Here is a 15,667-nt window from a genome sequence, read left to right as displayed (position 1 = left end):
CACTTTAACAATAATTATATAAGAAATAATATATACATTTAAACTTTAATATTAAATTAGCTGCTTTAATTTCTAGTGAAACGTTGGTTGTTCATAAAACAATGAATTAGTATTTTCTAAATATTAAAGCGAAAACACTTGTTTCTATATTCTTCAATACCTTTATCTAATCGCATTTTCTAAAAAATGAAAATAGGCACGTGATTATATTTCCTGTATGATCTTGCATATGCTTACCCCTTTCTTACAAATTAAAATTACGGATATTAATCTTGTTAATAAACTCAATTAATAATATCTAGTAATTTTTTATATTATATATTTTATTTCTGAGAAAAAAATTTATTATCTTGAATTATATAAAAACGTGTCTTGAATAAGTACATTCCAAATATATCAAAAGCCGTATATCAAAAAAGACGAATAATCGTCTTTTTTATTATTTCACATCTTTAAACACTTGCATATTTTTCGCGAAATATTCATATCCAGAATAAACTGTAAAGAATAGGCAGATGTATAGAACAATTGTTCCAACTGTATGGAATCCTAATAAAAGCAGAATGATTGAAATCATTTGAGTCGCTGTTTTGATCTTTCCTGGCATTGCTGCTGCAAGGACTGCCCCTCCATTTTCAACCAATAATAAACGTAATCCAGTAACTGCTAACTCGCGACAAATAATAACTGCAGCAATCCAAGCAGGAACAAAACTAATACCTACAAGCATGATGAAAGCTGTCATAACAAGCATTTTATCAGCTAGAGGATCAGCAAATTTACCAAAGTTGGTTACTAAGTTATCACGACGTGCAAGATATCCATCCAACCAGTCAGTAGCACTTGCAAATGCGAATATGATTGCTGCCAGAAGATGCATCAATGGTATCCCAAATACATCTGTTGGAGAGGGTATTGACAAAATAATAATAAATACGGGGATTAAAATTATTCGTAGCAAAGTTAGCTTATTGGGTAGATTCATTTCCATCAAGGAAACCTCTTACTTTCTTAATTTTTATAATTTATATTTAAACTAACAGTACCAGTCATTTGATCTGCTAGTTTAGACATATCTAATTCTTGTCCATCAACCTTGATTGAAACTCCTTGCACGACTCCCAAAGTAATGACAGCATTCGGAGCATTATCACTAAGTTTAGCTGTTACTGAATTTTTGCTTGAATTTAGGACAAGACCATTTTCTTGATCAGAATTTGTAACTGAAATCCAAGATTCAACACCATTAGAAACTGAAATTTCAATATTTAAAGGATTCGGAGCATTAGTCGCTTTGACTTGCATATCAGAACCTTCAACTGATGCTTCAAGCTTAGTTTTTACTTCTTCTTTAGGTTTTTCCTCTTTCTTCTCTTCCTTTGGCTCTTCTTTTTGAGATTCCTCTTTAGAAACGAGACTTGAAGAACTAGAAGTTACTGTAGGTAAAGATGTTTTAGGTCTATTAAAGAAAACAATAGCACTGACACCTATTAATATTAGAAGTGCTGTTCCTGACAACAAGATTATCGGTAAATGATTGCGAATATTATTTATAGGATTATTATTATCTTGGTCAGAAACCTTTGTATTATTATCAATATTATTGTCATATTCTAATTGTCCTTCAAAAGAAGGCTCAGACTCATCTTTATCTCCAATTAATTCACCGGTCTCATAATAATTGATTAACGGACTGTAGTCTGTCCCTAGACGATCTGAATACTGCTTTATATATGCACGGACATAAAAGTCTCCTGGGATATCATCATAATCGTCGTCTTCAAGAGCAATAATATATCTCTTCTTAATACGTGTCGCCTGCTCTGCATCATCAATAGTCCATCCACGTTCTACTCGTTTTTCTTTAAGAATCTGGCCTGCTGTTTTTGATTCCATCGAGTCCCCCTTTCTCTGTATTTTGTAATTGACTGATTCAAGTATACAATTATTTTAGATTTTTTAAAAGTCAAAAATATACTTCCTATTTAGGACTAATAACAAATATACTCTTTTCCATTTGTTCAATAAAGAGGGTTGCATTCATTTCAATTTTTTTAATATCAATATCGGCAAGAATCTCTGGATAGTCAAAAAATGTTATATCTGGGTAAATATTTGAAGAAAATTGATTTGCTATAAATTCAAGAGAATTCATGCTTTGATAGTAATTTCCTAAATAATCCTTTTTGATAAGCTCCAAATGCTCGGCATTGAAATCCTCATCAGACTTGAAACTTATTAAAGCTGAAGTTAGAATCTCATCAAGATCTTCCATATTTCCCCCATCACTTGTGAATGAGGCCATATGGAATCTATCATGCATCTCAAAACTATAATCAAAAGAGTCATCAATTAAACCAGAGTTATAGAGTTGTTCATATCTTTTACTTGTACTTCCTACTAACATTGTTAATAATAGGTAATTTGATAGACGATACTCCAAAAGTTTTTTTCCATCAATTGGAAGTTTATCCTGTCCTCTAAATCCTAGAGCAAACTTTGGATTTACTACATCCATTTGAATTTGCGATCTTCTAATTACAGGTGCTGCAACGAATGGTGCTCTCGCTATAGGCTCAGCATGTGGAAATTCTTTTTTAGATTGATTTTCACCTATAAAACTTGCCATTTTATCTACATCAAAAGGTCCTGTAATAAATAAAGTCATATTGCTTGGATGATAAAATGTATAATAATTTTCATAAAGTTGCTCTGCAGTAATTTTTCTGATACTAGACGGAGTCCCTGCGATATCATCAGCTAGTGGAGATTCCGGATAAAGGTTTTGCAAAAGTCCAAAATATAATTTCCAATCAGCATCATCTTGATACATTTGAATTTCTTGGGTAATTATCCCCTGTTCACGCTCAACACTTTCTTGAGTAAAGTAGGGTTCTTGGACGAAATCTAACAATACTTCCATATTTTCATAAACATTATCGCTTGTTGAAAATAAGTAACTAGTACGGTTAAAACTGGTAAATGCATTACTTGCTGCTCCTAGCTTACCAAAGTCTTGAAAAACATCTCCAGCCTCTTTTTCAAAAAGCTTATGCTCTAAAAAGTGAGCAATTCCTTCAGGATATAATTCAAAATCTTCCTGTCCTCTAGGAATAAACCTGGTATCAAGAGAGCCAAAGTTAGTTGAAAAAAGCGCATAAGTCTTATTATACTCTGGCTTTGGTAGGTAATATACTTCCAAACCATTTCCTAATTTATCTTGATAAAGGATATCTCCAGTTAACTTATAATTAATCTTCTTCATCAAATGAATCCTGTCCTTTCAAGAAATATACTACTTGTAGCTTAATCAATTTAGCAACAGAAATAATGTCTTTTGATTTCACATTTTCAAGAGCTTCGAGCCACTCTTCTTTTTCCATATACTTATCTGGAAACTGTGTTCTGGTAAAAGATTGTTCAATCAAATTTCTAGCAGAATCTTGTGCCAATTGGTAAGAAGTAGCTAGCATTTTCTTAGTTTGTTCAATCTCTTGTTCAGAAAATTCACCATTCTTCATTGACTCTACTTGCTCATTAATCAGTGACTGTGTCTTATTCTTATCTTCTGCTTCAATTCCTGCACGAATTCTTAAGATACCTGAAAAAGAATCAAAAGAACTTGTTGCATAATATGCTAAAGACTCCTTTTCTCGAACATTCATGAAGAGTTTTGAATGAGGGAAGCCACCTAACAAACCATTATAAACCTGTAGAGCCATGTACAAATCATCACCATATTTAATTGGTAAGTTATAGGCCATTTGAATTATTGACTGACGAGCATCTTTTTCATCAGTGATCTCTTTCATATCTTTAATATCCTGTTGGTAAAAATAGTCACTTTTATCTTGTCTGTCAATAAAATCAAAATTAGAAAAACTTTTTTCAACTAAATCAATTGCTTTATCATCAAGATTACCTAGAACAAAGATATCAACAGCATCTTCACTGAGCATTTTTTTATAATATTCATAAGTAGTTTGGGCAGTTTCTTTTCTTATTAAATCAGCATCTGCGGTGCCTGCAACCTGCATGTTTTCATCTGTAAAATAAAATTTGTTTAAGCGTTGTCCTGCATAATAAGCACGGTCTTCAACAGTTGCTTCTAAATATTTAATCAAATTTTTCTTTTCTCTTTTAAACGACTCTTTTTCAAAGGAAATTTGTCCTTCTTCAATTGTTAGAAGTGGATTAAAAATTACATTTTTTAAAAAAATGATAGCTTCTTTCAGCAGATCAGCGTCATTCAATAGTATAGGATCAACTATTGATAGATTAAGATTAAGAAAATGTTCGCGCCCCTTCTTTGATACTGTAGTCGCATAGCTTGCACCGTACATATCTGAAAGCTTTAAATCTAAATCTCGATTGGTTTTAAGCACTGCATTGCTTGTTTCCCAAAGGTTAGATATTAACATTCTTTTAGCTACCGTAGTTTTTTTTAGTTCCGTTCTAAAGCGCATAACTATACTTACGGTTTTAAATTTTGTTTGTTTAATAATGTTAAGGTTTACACCTTTTTTTAACTGCATATTTTTCTCCTCAAGTGATGTTCCTATTATATCAAATTTAAGAGTAATCTATTTGATTTTTATTTGATAGTTAATAAAAACTAATATTTAAACTAGCTCTTAAGAATATAGAATTATTTGTGGTAAAATAGGTTCATGGACTATATATTATTTGATGAATTTATCACTCTTGGCAAATTGCTTAAAGAGATTGATATAATAAGTAGCGGTGGTGCCGCAAAAGCTTTCTTAGCTGAAAACACTGTAATTTTAAATGATGAACATGAGAATCGTCGTGGTAAAAAACTTTATCCAAAAGATGTCTTAATTTTTCCAGAGCTTGGTATTGAAATCCACATTGAAGCTCCAAGTGAAGAGGAAAAAGCAGAACATGCTGAAGAATTGGAAGAAAAAAAACGAGTGAAAGAAATTGTAGCCAAGATGAATAAGGAAAATAAAAAGGTTACAAAGAAACCAACAAAACCACGTTTCCCAGGAATGAGATAGATGAAACTGAAAAATATTTCCCTCAAGAACTTTCGCAACTATGAGCAATTGTCTCTTGAATTTCACCCCAATTTAAATATTTTTTTAGGTCAAAATGCACAGGGGAAGACTAACATTTTGGAGAGTATCTACTTTCTAGCCTTGACTCGTAGTCATAGAACATCTTCCGATAAGGACTTACTTTCTTGGAAGTCGGATAATATGGAGGTCTCTGGAACAGTTGAGAAGCGAAATACCAATACTCCTCTTGAAATTATCATGAGCAGACAAGGAAGAGTTACTAAGGTCAATCATCTTCGCCAGCAAAAGGTCGCAGACTATATTGGTCAAATGAATGTCATCATGTTTGCTCCAGAAGACCTGTCAATTATAAAAGGGAGTCCTGCTATTCGCAGACGCTTTATTGACATGGAAATTGGACAAATTCGACCTTTATATCTATATGATTCAATTCGTTATAATAAGATTTTGAAAGAACGTAATGCCTATCTGAAATTTGATCAAGCAAATATTGACGAAACATATTTATCAGTTCTTGATGACCAACTTATTGAGTATGGAAGCAAGATGATCGAACATAGATTGAATTTTATTAAGGAATTAGAACGAATTTCACAGGAACTTCATAGTAAATTGAGCCATGGCTTAGAAAAGTTGACTATCAACTACAAATCAAGTCTTAAATTCTCAATAGCTAATCCAGATTTAAAAGCAATCGAGGCTGATTTTCACGAGCAACTTCTTGCCATACGCTCAAAAGAGATTTTCCGTCATCAGACTCTTTTAGGACCACATAGAGATGACCTCGAATTTTTTATTAATGATATTAACGTTGGAGATTTTGGTTCTCAGGGTCAGCAACGAACTACAGCTTTATCAATAAAATTGGCTGAAATTGATCTGGTCTTTGAGGAAACTGGCGAATATCCTATTTTACTTTTGGATGATGTAATGAGCGAGCTAGACAATACACGTCAACTTGATTTACTTGAGGCAATAATTGGTAAAACTCAAACGTTTGTTACAACTACAACACTAGATCACTTAAAGAATCTACCTACCAATATGCAAATATTTCAAGTTGAAAATGGTGAAATTATTGAACAGAATTAAGACAATCTTAGTTCTTTTTTTCTATACAAAAACTGTAAGAATAAATTAAAAAAAAAGAAGTTAAAATTAACTTCTTTTTATCTTCTTATTCCTTTATAATCAGGAACTTCTTTATTATTAAAATAGAAATTACTGATACGATCTACCGAACCTGGCTCTGCTTGCTCAAGAGCAGTTGAAATATCTTCTCTTGCTTTTCCGTAATCCCATTCATTATCAAAAACTTGTACTGCTCGGTTAAATGCCTTAGCAACTTCGCCGTCTGTAGTTTTATAACGATTTGAGTACTGAATAAGTTGTTCCGCAAGATTTGCATCATCAGTAAGCTTATCTGTCGCATCTTCTAATACATTCATATCTTCATTAGAAATATCTAGTAAATGATTAACAGTATCAACATTTACTCGTACTTTATTAAGTTCTTTGAAAAGAGATTCAACACGCGATGTAGCCATATAGAATAAATCTAAGTATTCTTTTGGTAATCCTGGTAAATTTAACTTTTCAACATAACGTTTAATTGTACGAAGTTCAATATCAAAAGCATCAGCTTTAACTTGTGCATCTTTTTCTGATACCTTAAGTCTAGAAAGAGAATCATTAATTTTCAATTGATTATCTTCGATTTCTTCCAGTAAACCTTGAATAGCTTTCAAGCGGCTATTGAATACTGAGTTAGCCTCTGTATTTTCAGCAATATCTTCTAACAATTCTTCTGCATCGTTACTTGCTTGCTCAATTTGAGCTTGGTATGCACGAACTTGTCCCATTTCATTTCCAGTTAATACGTAACTTTGAGACACATGATCGATTTCAAGGAGAAGATTTTTGTTATTATCACGAGTATGGTCGATATAACTTTTGATTGAACCAGCATTTTGTTCCACTAACCTGCTTGCTGCATACTCTGATTCAAAAACCTCGTAAAGTTCATTAATATCATCATTAATTAATTTTATTTCAGATTCAGCGCGATCAAGTTCAAAACGTTCAGCAAATTCAGTTGATGATTTCATACGATCTTGGATATTACTAATTTCTTGTTTGAAATCCAAAGTTGCTGGAAGTTTATATTCTAACTCTTCAAACTTATCATATCCTTCGTTAAGTTCTGATATTTTACGTGGGAATTCTTCATCAATTGTTTTTACGATTTCGGGAATTCTTTTTGTAATATTTCCAAGAGCAATTGTATGTTCTTCTGCATTTTCAAGAACTTCTGCTGCTTCAATTGGGTCACCTGTTGAATTCAACGTTACAAAATTAGTAAATTCTTCTTCAATATTATTTAATTGTTTTTCAATTTCACCAATTGTAGTCCCATATGCTTCTGCATTTTCAGAAATTTCATTACGAAGTCCTTCATACAAGTCAAGTGACTCTTGAATTTTTGTACTATTACGTTGTTCCTGAGCGGCTAATTCAGAAATAGCTCCACGAATGTTTCCCGCATCATCTTTCATTAAATCAAGTTGCTTTTCACATGCATCAATTTCTGTTCTTGCATTTAAAAAGTGAAAATGGTTATTCAACTCTTCAGCATCAAATAAATGTTTTTCTAAATCTGCGAAGGAATTAGATGACAAGTCAATCCATTTTTGATTCCATTCTCGATAAATATTCTGACTTTGACCAACTAAATGCATCTTTTTAACGGCATCAATTTCATCTTGAATAGGAAGGTCAAGTAATTTTTCCTTCTCTTCTTCTAATTTGTGGATACGGTTTTCATTACCTTTGCGCATTATCATTATTAAAATATATGCTGCAATGGCAACAACCGCGAGGGCTACTAAAACCCAAATAACTGTTGTTGGCATGTATAATTCCCCTAATACTAGTTAGTCTTTTTTGCTCCATAAATTATACCATAATTTTCATGGTTATGGTAGTTAAATTTAAAAAACATCTCCGTTTGGAGATGCCTTTTAATAAACATCTTTATTTGCTTGCTGCTGCTGTTTGTGCTGCAACTTCTGCTGCAAAATCATTTACAGCTTTTTCAATTCCGTCACCAACTTCGAAACGAGCAAATTCTATTACTTTAGCGTTTACTGAATCAAGGTAAGCTTCAACTGTCTTGCTATCATCCATGATGTAAACTTGAGCAAGAAGAGTATATTCTTGGTCAACTTTAGTGTTATCAAGCATGAAACGAGCTAATTTACCAGGAACAATCTTATCCCAGATTTTTTCTGGTTTTCCTTCAGCTGCAAGTTCAGCTTTGATATCTTCTTCAGCTTTAGCAATGATTTCATCTGTTAATTCAGCTTTTGATCCATATTCATGGAATGGAAGAGCTGGTTTGTTAACCATTGCACGGCTTTCGTTATCTTGTTCAATTTCATGGTTAATTTTAGCTAACTCATCTTTAACAAATTGTTCATCAAGTTCTTTGTATGAAAGAACATTTGGTTTCATAGCTGCAATATGCATTGAAATTTGTTTAGCTAGAGCATCATCTCCACCTTCAACAACACTAATAACACCAATACGTCCACCATTATGTTGGTATGCACCAAAATGCTGGTCATCAGTTTTTTCAAGTAAAGCAAAACGACGGAATGAAATTTTTTCACCAATTGTAGCTGTAGCATTTACATAAGCTTCTGCTAATGTATCACCTGAAGCTGTTTTAAGTTCTAATGCTTCTTCTACGCTTCCTGGTTTACCTTCAGCAATAACTTTTGCTGTTTCATTAACAAGGTTAACGAATTGCTCATTTTTAGCTACAAAGTCAGTTTCAGAGTTAACTTCTACAACTGCTGCAGAGTTACCATCAACGTAAACTCCTGTAAGTCCTTCTGCTGCTACACGATCAGATTTTTTAGCTGCTTTAGCCATACCTTTTTCGCGAAGAAGTTCAATTGCTTTTTCCATATCTCCGTCAGTTTCAACTAATGCTTTTTTAGCATCCATAACACCGGCACCAGATTTTTCACGTAATTCTTTTACTTGAGCTGCAGTAACTGCCATTTTATATTCTCCTCTGTAATTTTTTACAATTTTAAGTCATCTATTATGATAGATGGCAAGCGATTTGTTTTATCGCACGTATCGATGAAGTCTTAAGAAAGCACTTCTATATTAAAACAAGGCGAGGCCAAAGCCCCGCCTCAGCGTTTCATCATTTTTAAGATTAAACAACTAATTAGTTGTTATCTCCTTCAACAACTTCAACGATTTCTTCAATTGATTCGTCAGAAACTGTATCAGTAGCTGCTAATTGAGCTTCAACTGTTTCACCAGCATCTTCACCTTGACGTCCTTCAATGATAGCATCAGCCATTTTACTTGTGATAAGTTTAACGGCACGAATAGCATCATCATTTGCAGGAATGATTACATCAATTGGATCTGGGTCAGCATTTGTATCAACCATAGCAACGATTGGAATATTTAATTTAGTTGCTTCTTGAACAGCGATTTGTTCTTTATGTGGATCCACGATATAAATTACATCAGGGATACGTGGCATATCAGCAATACCACCTAGGAATTTTTCAAGACGGTCGCGTTGTTTGTTAAGTAAAACAACTTCTTTCTTAGGAAGTACTTCGAATACTCCGTCTTCTTCCATTCTATTAATTTCTTTTAGACGTGCGATACGTTTTTGGATAGTTCCCCAGTTAGTAAGAGTTCCACCCAACCAACGATGGTTAATGTAATATTGACCAGCACGAGTTGCTTCTTCTTTAACAGCTTCTGCTGCTTGTTTTTTTGTACCTACGAAAAGTACGATTGCACCTTCTGCTGCAGCATTACGCATATAGTTATACGCTGTGTCTGCCATTTTTACAGTTTTTTGTAAATCGATAACGTGGATTCCGTTACGTTCTGTAAAGATGTAAGGTTTCATTTTAGGGTTCCAACGGCGTGTTTGATGACCGAAGTGAACACCTGCTTCAAGTAGTTGTTTCATTGAAATGACTGCCATTTTGCAAGTCTCCTTTAATTTTGTTTTTTTCCTCTCTTGATTTTCAACTTGCCAAGCAGACCTAACGGCACATGCGAGACAATCCTTTCAAGATGTGAAATATTTTGCTGATTTAACAGCTTAACCATTATAACCCATAATTATCTGTATTTCAAGTGATTTAGGTAAAGTATTTGCTAATTATATTATATTTTACTCTTGACTAATACCATATTAACAATGTATAATACTAATGTTGTCAATTAGACGGCGGTATAGCCAAGTGGTAAGGCACGGCTCTGCAAAAGCTTGATCGTCGGTTCAAATCCGTCTACCGCCTTATAAAGCACCTTTTATAGTTGTTTATTTACGTTAAAACCCTGTAAATACAGGGTTTTTGTTTTTGAAACATAAATAAAGATGAATAAAAGATGAAATAATTTTGGACAAGGTTATTTCTTTTTTAATTAATCTATTTAAAAATCCTGATTTTCAGGATTTTTTTTTGCAAATTTTAACTTATGATATTTTATCTATAGCTCTTCTGATATTAGATCTGCCATTATTTGATACCCTTTCAAACCAAAGTGAAGTCCATCATCCATACTTCCTTCTAATATATCAAGTAATTCTTTTGGTTCAAATTGATTAAGTCTTTCATTGAATAATAAATAGTGACAATTATTTCTCAAACACACTTCCTTCAGCACCCTATTATATTCATTAATCAATAAATTACTTCTATATCTCTGTTTATCTTCATCAATTGGTGGAATTGATAGAAAAAATACATTATTTCTATCATATTTTTCAATTAATCTCATTATTATAGATTGTAAATTTTTTGCATATTGATCTGCAAATACGCGTTTATTAGTTGCAAGATCATTGGTACCAATGATAATAAAAATTTTTTGTGCTTTTTCTACAGCTAAAATTTCAGAATCAATTCTTTCTAAAAGTGCTCCTGAATTTTCGCCACAAACAGCAGTATTAACTATCTCTAAATCATTAATTCTATTTCTCAAAGCTTCATTGATTGCGGGTTCTGTCAAACCCTCGTTCCGAGCCATTAAACTATCACCAGTTAATTGAATTTTCATTTCTTATTCCCTTCTAATTAAAAATTAATTTATGGTACTAACTTACTTTTTCAACTATAAAAAGTCTAATATGTTAAAATGTTTATATAGATTATATTAGGGGGAAGATATGAAAAAATCAACCAAAACTATTTTTACAAGTTTTACTTTAGCTGGTGCTCTTGTTCTTACAGCATGTGGTCAAAGCAACGGTGCAACTTTTGTAAAGACACTTCAAAATGATAGCAAAAAAAATCAAACTAACCTCAAGGTCAAATTTGATGAATTAAAGGTTAATACGCAGGAGCCTTCCACATTCATTGAAATTAACACCCCTATTGAGGTTACTATCTTAACAAGCAAGGATAGAAAGACTAGTAACTATACTGTGAAATCAGGTGATATCTCTTATAAAGGTATACTTGACGGTAATAAATCTTATCTCAGTGCTGATATGGTCAGTAGTGCATTAACATCTGGTTTGAAAAAACAAGGTGCTGCTAATCTCTTACCAGAATCTACTATAAAAAAAGTTGAAGACAAGTTAAACGATAACTTGAAAGATAAATATTTGGAACAAACTGATGTTGACAAAGTAACAGGTAATAGTATCGTTGACTACCAAACTGAAATTATTAAATTCTTCGTAAGCAGTAATTTTGATTTATCCATATATGAGAAAGCAACTGATAAAAAGGATTTCCAACAAAAAGATGGATCTATTACATTCAATTTAGATAAAGATAAAATTGATAAAATAATCACCAAGGCTTCAAAAGATTCTGAGAAAGAAAAAGATAGTAGTAAATCTAAAGAAATAAAAGATGTGCAAAAAGCTTGGAATGAAAACAAAAATAATATAGACGCTTTAAATTTAAGTAATAAATTGGATACAAAAACTGGTAAGCTTACTACAAAATTTGAGCTTGTAGGAGCATTAGATAATCAAGGAATTTCAACCAAAGGGACATTTGATTATTCCACTGAAGATAGCAAGGATGAACCGACCAATGTGTCAGAGAAAGATGTAATATCGTCAGAAAAAGTGCAAAAAACACTTTCTGATGCTATAAACGAAGTTCTCCAAGGTTTATTCGGAAATGGAAAGTAACATAGTTGACGATTGATCCATATACGTATCACTAAAAGGAGCCTTGGGCTCTTTTATATATATTTATCACCTTTACAGCTAATCTACTGAAGAATTATATACACGTAAAAAGCTATCCTATTTTTAGAGATAGCTTTTGATATTTTTAATATTATTTTTAGTATATTAAAGGGTTAGCCTTTATAGTCATAACATGTTTCAATAATTCCTTTAAGCTCAGAAATTAAAGGTTCTTTAGGATTAGCTGTTGTACACTGGTCTTCATAAGCTTTTTCAGATAAGTGATCAATTTCAGCATTCATTTGTTTCTTAGTAAGTCCTTGAGACTTCCAGTTCATTTCAATACCGACTGCAATACCCAAATCATAAACTGCCTTAGCTAATGATTCCACCAGTTCTTCTGTTGTTTCTCCAGGTAATCCTAGGAACTTAGCAATATCGGCGTAATCTGTATCCGCACGGAAGAAATCATATTTAGGGAACATTGCATGTTTTTGAGGATCTTTGGCGTTGTAACGTATTACATGTGGTAATAGGATTGCATTAGTACGTCCATGAGGAATATTCCAAGCGCCCCCAACCTTATGAGCGATAGAGTGAGTTATACCAAGGAATGCATTAGCAAATGCCATACCAGCCATTGTTGACGCATTATGCATTTTTTCGCGAGCAAGTGGATCTCCAGTTTTAACAGAAGTTTCTAAGTAGTCAAATACAAGTTTAATGGCTTGCAATGAAAGACCACGAGTATAGTCACTTGCCATTACTGAGACATAAGATTCAATAGCATGAGTAAGTACATCCATGCCTGTATCAGCTGTTACACTTGCGGGTACACTCATAACTAACTGAGGATCAACGATCGCAACATCAGGTGTTAACGCATAATCAGCTAACGGGTATTTAGTATGATCTTCGCTATCAGTAATAACAGCAAATGGTGTTACTTCTGAACCAGTACCTGAGGTAGTAGGAATACAAATAAATTGAGCTTTTTCAGCGTAAGGAATCTTGTAAGCACGTTTTCTAATATCTAAGAATTTTTGTTTAGCACCAAAGAAACTTACGTCTGGATGTTCGAAGAACATCCACATTGCCTTAGCAGCGTCCATTGCAGAACCTCCACCTAATGCAATTACTACATCTGGTTGGAATGAAGTGAAGACTTCCAGTCCCTTATATACTGTGTTTGTAGATGGATTAGGTTCAACATCTGAAAACACTTCAATTTTAGGATCATTAGGATTTTTTTCCAACTGTTTACGAATTAAATCAGCATATCCAAATTGAACCATACCTGGGTCACATACAAGCATTACACGTTCTGCCTTAATTTGGCGTAGGTAAGTAATTGAGTTTTTTTCAAAGTAAATTTTTGATGGGAGTTTGAACCATTGCATATTATTTCTTCTCTTTGCTAATGTTTTGACGTTGATAAGATCTACTGCGCTAACGTTATGTGATACAGAGTTATGTCCATAAGATCCACAACCAAGTGTAAGTGATGGAATCATTTCGTTATAAATGTTACCAATACCACCTTCTGCAGAAGGAGTATTAACAAGAATACGACAAGCTTTCATACGTAGACCGAAACGAATTTGTAAATCTTCATCTTCTGTATGAATTACAGCTGTATGTCCAAGCCCACCAAGATTAAGCATAGCTTCTGCCTTATCCAAACCATCTTCAATTCCATCTGATTTGATTAAAGCAAGAACTGGTGATAATTTTTCACGTGAAAGTGGATAATCAGGTCCTGCATCTTTTATTTCAGCAAGAAGAATTTTAGTTCCAGCAGGTACCTTAATGCCAGCAAGATTTGCAATGTATTCAGCTGAATAACCTACAATTTTAGGATTAACTGCATGTCCATCAGGAAGCATAACAGCTGCTTCTAATTTTTTAAGTTCATCTGGCCTAGAAACAATATAGCAATTATGAGCCTCAAATTCTGCTTTAACATCCTCATAAATTTCTTTATCAACGATTGCTGCTTGTTCAGAAGCACAAATCATACCATTATCAAAAGATTTAGAAATAATTAAATCATTAACTGCACGCTTAACATTCGCATCTGGTGCAAGATAACTTGGAACATTACCTGGTCCTACTCCTAATGCTGGTTTACCAGTAGAGTATGCAGCTTTAACCATCGCTGCACCTCCTGTAGCTAGGACAGTGGCAATACCAGTGTGATTCATAAGTAAATTAGTAGCTTCAATACTTGGTCTAGTTACCCATGAAATACAATTTTCCGGTGCACCAGCTGCAATCGCTGCATCACGAACGATACGAGCAGCTTCAGCAGAAGATTGTTGTGCAGATGGATGAAAGGCAAATACAATTGGATTACGAGTTTTGATTGCAATCATTGATTTAAAGATTGTTGTTGAAGTTGGATTTGTTGTTGGAGTAACTCCACAAACAACACCTACTGGTTCAGCAATATAAACAAGTCCAGCCTGATCATCACGGTCAATAACACCCACAGTTTTATTATCTTTGATTGAATTCCATATATATTCAGATGCATACATGTTTTTAATTGCTTTGTCTTCAAATATTCCGCGTCCAGTTTCTTCAACGGCCATTTTAGCTAAAAGCATATGCTTGTCAAGAGCTGCCATGCTCATCTCATGGACGATATGATCAATTTGTTCTTGATTTAATTTTTCTAGTTCTACAAGTGCAAGATTCGCTTTACCTACAAGCTCATCAATCATTAATTGAGTTTCAGAAACCTCTGTTACCTCTACAGACTTTACTACCATTTGTTCTCCTTATTATATATATCCTAAAATCTTTGTTAATTATTTTACAAACTTATTATATCAAAGAGTGTTGATTGTGTAAATATGTTAAAAACTTCACATACTTTGACGTTTAAATCCTTTTATTATCAATTTTGTTACCGTTTTCATTATTGTTAAACCTTTCACAATAACAATAAAAAGAACACAAAAAAAACACAGTTTTACTGCATTTTTTCTATAAATTTCTCAGATGCCTGTCCAACTAAACTATAAGTTTCTTCAAAGTCTCCCGTATAGTATGGGTCAGGAATTTCTACATCTTTTAAGAAGAGAGAAATCTTATCTTCTGTCCCTGCAGGGGCCATAGATTTCAAATTTTCAATATTTGAATCATCCATTCCTAAAATATAATCATAATCTTTAAAGTCCTGGTTACTGATCTGTCTACTAGTTTTATTCTTATCATAATCTATATTATATTTCCTAAGAATTTTTTGAGTTCCTTGATGGATTGGATTACCGTGTTCCCACGAACTAGTTGCTCTACTCTCAACATGGTAGTCGTTAGACAAGCCATTTTTTTCAAGTTTATCTTTGAAAACAAATTCTGCCATAGTACTACGGCAAATGTTTCCTAGACAAACAAATAATACTTTTTTCATTTCATA

General features: G+C 33.1%; 13 protein-coding genes and 1 tRNA gene. 4 read left to right on the top strand and 10 right to left on the bottom strand.

Annotation, left to right across the window (positions count from 1 at the left end; genetic code table 11):
• Positions 1 to 439 precede the first annotated feature (439 nt).
• The 4 genes from pgsA to yfmF form a co-directional block, all read right to left on the bottom strand.
• Complete coding sequence (gene pgsA / locus BG262_RS03665; RefSeq protein WP_070787529.1) at positions 440 to 991, bottom strand: CDP-diacylglycerol--glycerol-3-phosphate 3-phosphatidyltransferase; 552 nt, start codon at positions 989 to 991, stop codon at positions 440 to 442.
• Between the two features lie 20 nt (positions 992 to 1,011).
• Positions 1,012 to 1,896 (bottom strand): helix-turn-helix domain-containing protein, encoded by an 885-nt coding sequence (locus tag BG262_RS03660; RefSeq protein WP_070787528.1) that lies wholly within the window; start codon positions 1,894 to 1,896, stop codon positions 1,012 to 1,014.
• An 85-nt stretch (positions 1,897 to 1,981) separates the two neighbouring features.
• A complete protein-coding gene (gene yfmH, locus BG262_RS03655; RefSeq protein ID WP_070787527.1) occupies positions 1,982 to 3,265 on the bottom strand; it encodes an EF-P 5-aminopentanol modification-associated protein YfmH in 1,284 nt (427 codons plus the stop codon).
• Positions 3,252 to 4,535, bottom strand: coding sequence for an EF-P 5-aminopentanol modification-associated protein YfmF (gene yfmF, locus BG262_RS03650; RefSeq protein ID WP_070787526.1), 1,284 nt, complete (start codon positions 4,533 to 4,535; stop codon positions 3,252 to 3,254). Before yfmF ends, yfmH begins: the two co-directional genes overlap by 14 nt.
• 135 nt (positions 4,536 to 4,670) lie before the next feature.
• Between yfmF and yaaA the strand changes: the two genes are divergently transcribed.
• Both yaaA and recF read left to right on the top strand, forming a co-directional pair.
• Positions 4,671 to 5,021: a S4 domain-containing protein YaaA gene (gene yaaA, locus BG262_RS03645; protein WP_070787525.1), complete on the top strand. Its 351-nt coding sequence runs from the start codon at positions 4,671 to 4,673 to the stop codon at positions 5,019 to 5,021.
• Complete coding sequence (gene recF / locus BG262_RS03640; RefSeq protein ID WP_070787524.1) at positions 5,022 to 6,134, top strand: DNA replication/repair protein RecF; 1,113 nt, start codon at positions 5,022 to 5,024, stop codon at positions 6,132 to 6,134.
• A gap of 77 nt (positions 6,135 to 6,211) precedes the next feature.
• Here the strand turns inward: recF and BG262_RS03635 are convergent, their stop codons facing one another.
• From BG262_RS03635 to rpsB, 3 genes are all read right to left on the bottom strand, one after another.
• A complete protein-coding gene (locus tag BG262_RS03635) occupies positions 6,212 to 7,954 on the bottom strand; it encodes a septation ring formation regulator EzrA (protein ID WP_070787523.1) in 1,743 nt (580 codons plus the stop codon).
• A 121-nt stretch (positions 7,955 to 8,075) separates the two neighbouring features.
• A complete protein-coding gene (gene tsf / locus BG262_RS03630; protein ID WP_070787522.1) occupies positions 8,076 to 9,110 on the bottom strand; it encodes a translation elongation factor Ts in 1,035 nt (344 codons plus the stop codon).
• Between the two features lie 175 nt (positions 9,111 to 9,285).
• A complete protein-coding gene (rpsB, locus tag BG262_RS03625; RefSeq protein WP_070787521.1) occupies positions 9,286 to 10,071 on the bottom strand; it encodes a 30S ribosomal protein S2 in 786 nt (261 codons plus the stop codon).
• A gap of 248 nt (positions 10,072 to 10,319) precedes the next feature.
• On the opposite strand from rpsB, the gene BG262_RS03620 reads away from it, so the two are divergent.
• Positions 10,320 to 10,390, top strand: a tRNA-Cys gene (locus BG262_RS03620).
• Between the two features lie 193 nt (positions 10,391 to 10,583).
• Here BG262_RS03620 and BG262_RS03615 read toward each other — a convergent pair.
• Entirely contained in the window at positions 10,584 to 11,153 is a 570-nt protein-coding gene (locus BG262_RS03615; RefSeq protein ID WP_070787520.1) for a GDSL-type esterase/lipase family protein, read from the bottom strand.
• A 109-nt stretch (positions 11,154 to 11,262) separates the two neighbouring features.
• Here BG262_RS03615 and BG262_RS03610 point away from each other — a divergent pair, with 109 nt between their 5' ends.
• A complete protein-coding gene (locus BG262_RS03610; protein WP_070787519.1) occupies positions 11,263 to 12,243 on the top strand; it encodes a hypothetical protein in 981 nt (326 codons plus the stop codon).
• Between the two features lie 173 nt (positions 12,244 to 12,416).
• Here BG262_RS03610 and adhE read toward each other — a convergent pair whose 3' ends face one another.
• Together adhE and BG262_RS03600 are read right to left on the bottom strand one after the other, a co-directional pair.
• Positions 12,417 to 15,017 carry a bifunctional acetaldehyde-CoA/alcohol dehydrogenase gene (adhE, locus tag BG262_RS03605; protein WP_070787518.1) on the bottom strand — a complete coding sequence of 867 codons (2,601 nt, stop codon included), beginning with the start codon at positions 15,015 to 15,017 and terminating at the stop codon, positions 12,417 to 12,419.
• 203 nt (positions 15,018 to 15,220) lie between these two features.
• A complete protein-coding gene (locus BG262_RS03600) occupies positions 15,221 to 15,661 on the bottom strand; it encodes a low molecular weight protein-tyrosine-phosphatase (protein WP_070787517.1) in 441 nt (146 codons plus the stop codon).
• Positions 15,662 to 15,667 lie beyond the last annotated feature (6 nt).

The organism is Floricoccus penangensis (genome assembly GCF_001832885.1).
Classification (GTDB): domain Bacteria; phylum Bacillota; class Bacilli; order Lactobacillales; family Streptococcaceae; genus Floricoccus; species Floricoccus penangensis.
This window is presented reverse-complemented; position numbering and strand designations above follow the sequence as displayed.

Coding starts and splice junctions, on each gene's coding strand:
- yfmH (WP_070787527.1), bottom strand. CDS start 3,265: ATGAAGAAGATTAATTATAAGTTAACTGGAGATATCCTTTATCAAGAT.
- adhE (WP_070787518.1), bottom strand. CDS start 15,017: ATGGTAGTAAAGTCTGTAGAGGTAACAGAGGTTTCTGAAACTCAATTA.
- BG262_RS03635 (WP_070787523.1), bottom strand. CDS start 7,954: ATGCCAACAACAGTTATTTGGGTTTTAGTAGCCCTCGCGGTTGTTGCC.
- recF (WP_070787524.1), top strand. CDS start 5,022: ATGAAACTGAAAAATATTTCCCTCAAGAACTTTCGCAACTATGAGCAA.
- tsf (WP_070787522.1), bottom strand. CDS start 9,110: ATGGCAGTTACTGCAGCTCAAGTAAAAGAATTACGTGAAAAATCTGGT.
- BG262_RS03610 (WP_070787519.1), top strand. CDS start 11,263: ATGAAAAAATCAACCAAAACTATTTTTACAAGTTTTACTTTAGCTGGT.
- yaaA (WP_070787525.1), top strand. CDS start 4,671: ATGGACTATATATTATTTGATGAATTTATCACTCTTGGCAAATTGCTT.
- rpsB (WP_070787521.1), bottom strand. CDS start 10,071: ATGGCAGTCATTTCAATGAAACAACTACTTGAAGCAGGTGTTCACTTC.
- BG262_RS03600 (WP_070787517.1), bottom strand. CDS start 15,661: ATGAAAAAAGTATTATTTGTTTGTCTAGGAAACATTTGCCGTAGTACT.
- yfmF (WP_070787526.1), bottom strand. CDS start 4,535: ATGCAGTTAAAAAAAGGTGTAAACCTTAACATTATTAAACAAACAAAA.
- BG262_RS03660 (WP_070787528.1), bottom strand. CDS start 1,896: ATGGAATCAAAAACAGCAGGCCAGATTCTTAAAGAAAAACGAGTAGAA.
- pgsA (WP_070787529.1), bottom strand. CDS start 991: ATGGAAATGAATCTACCCAATAAGCTAACTTTGCTACGAATAATTTTA.
- BG262_RS03615 (WP_070787520.1), bottom strand. CDS start 11,153: ATGAAAATTCAATTAACTGGTGATAGTTTAATGGCTCGGAACGAGGGT.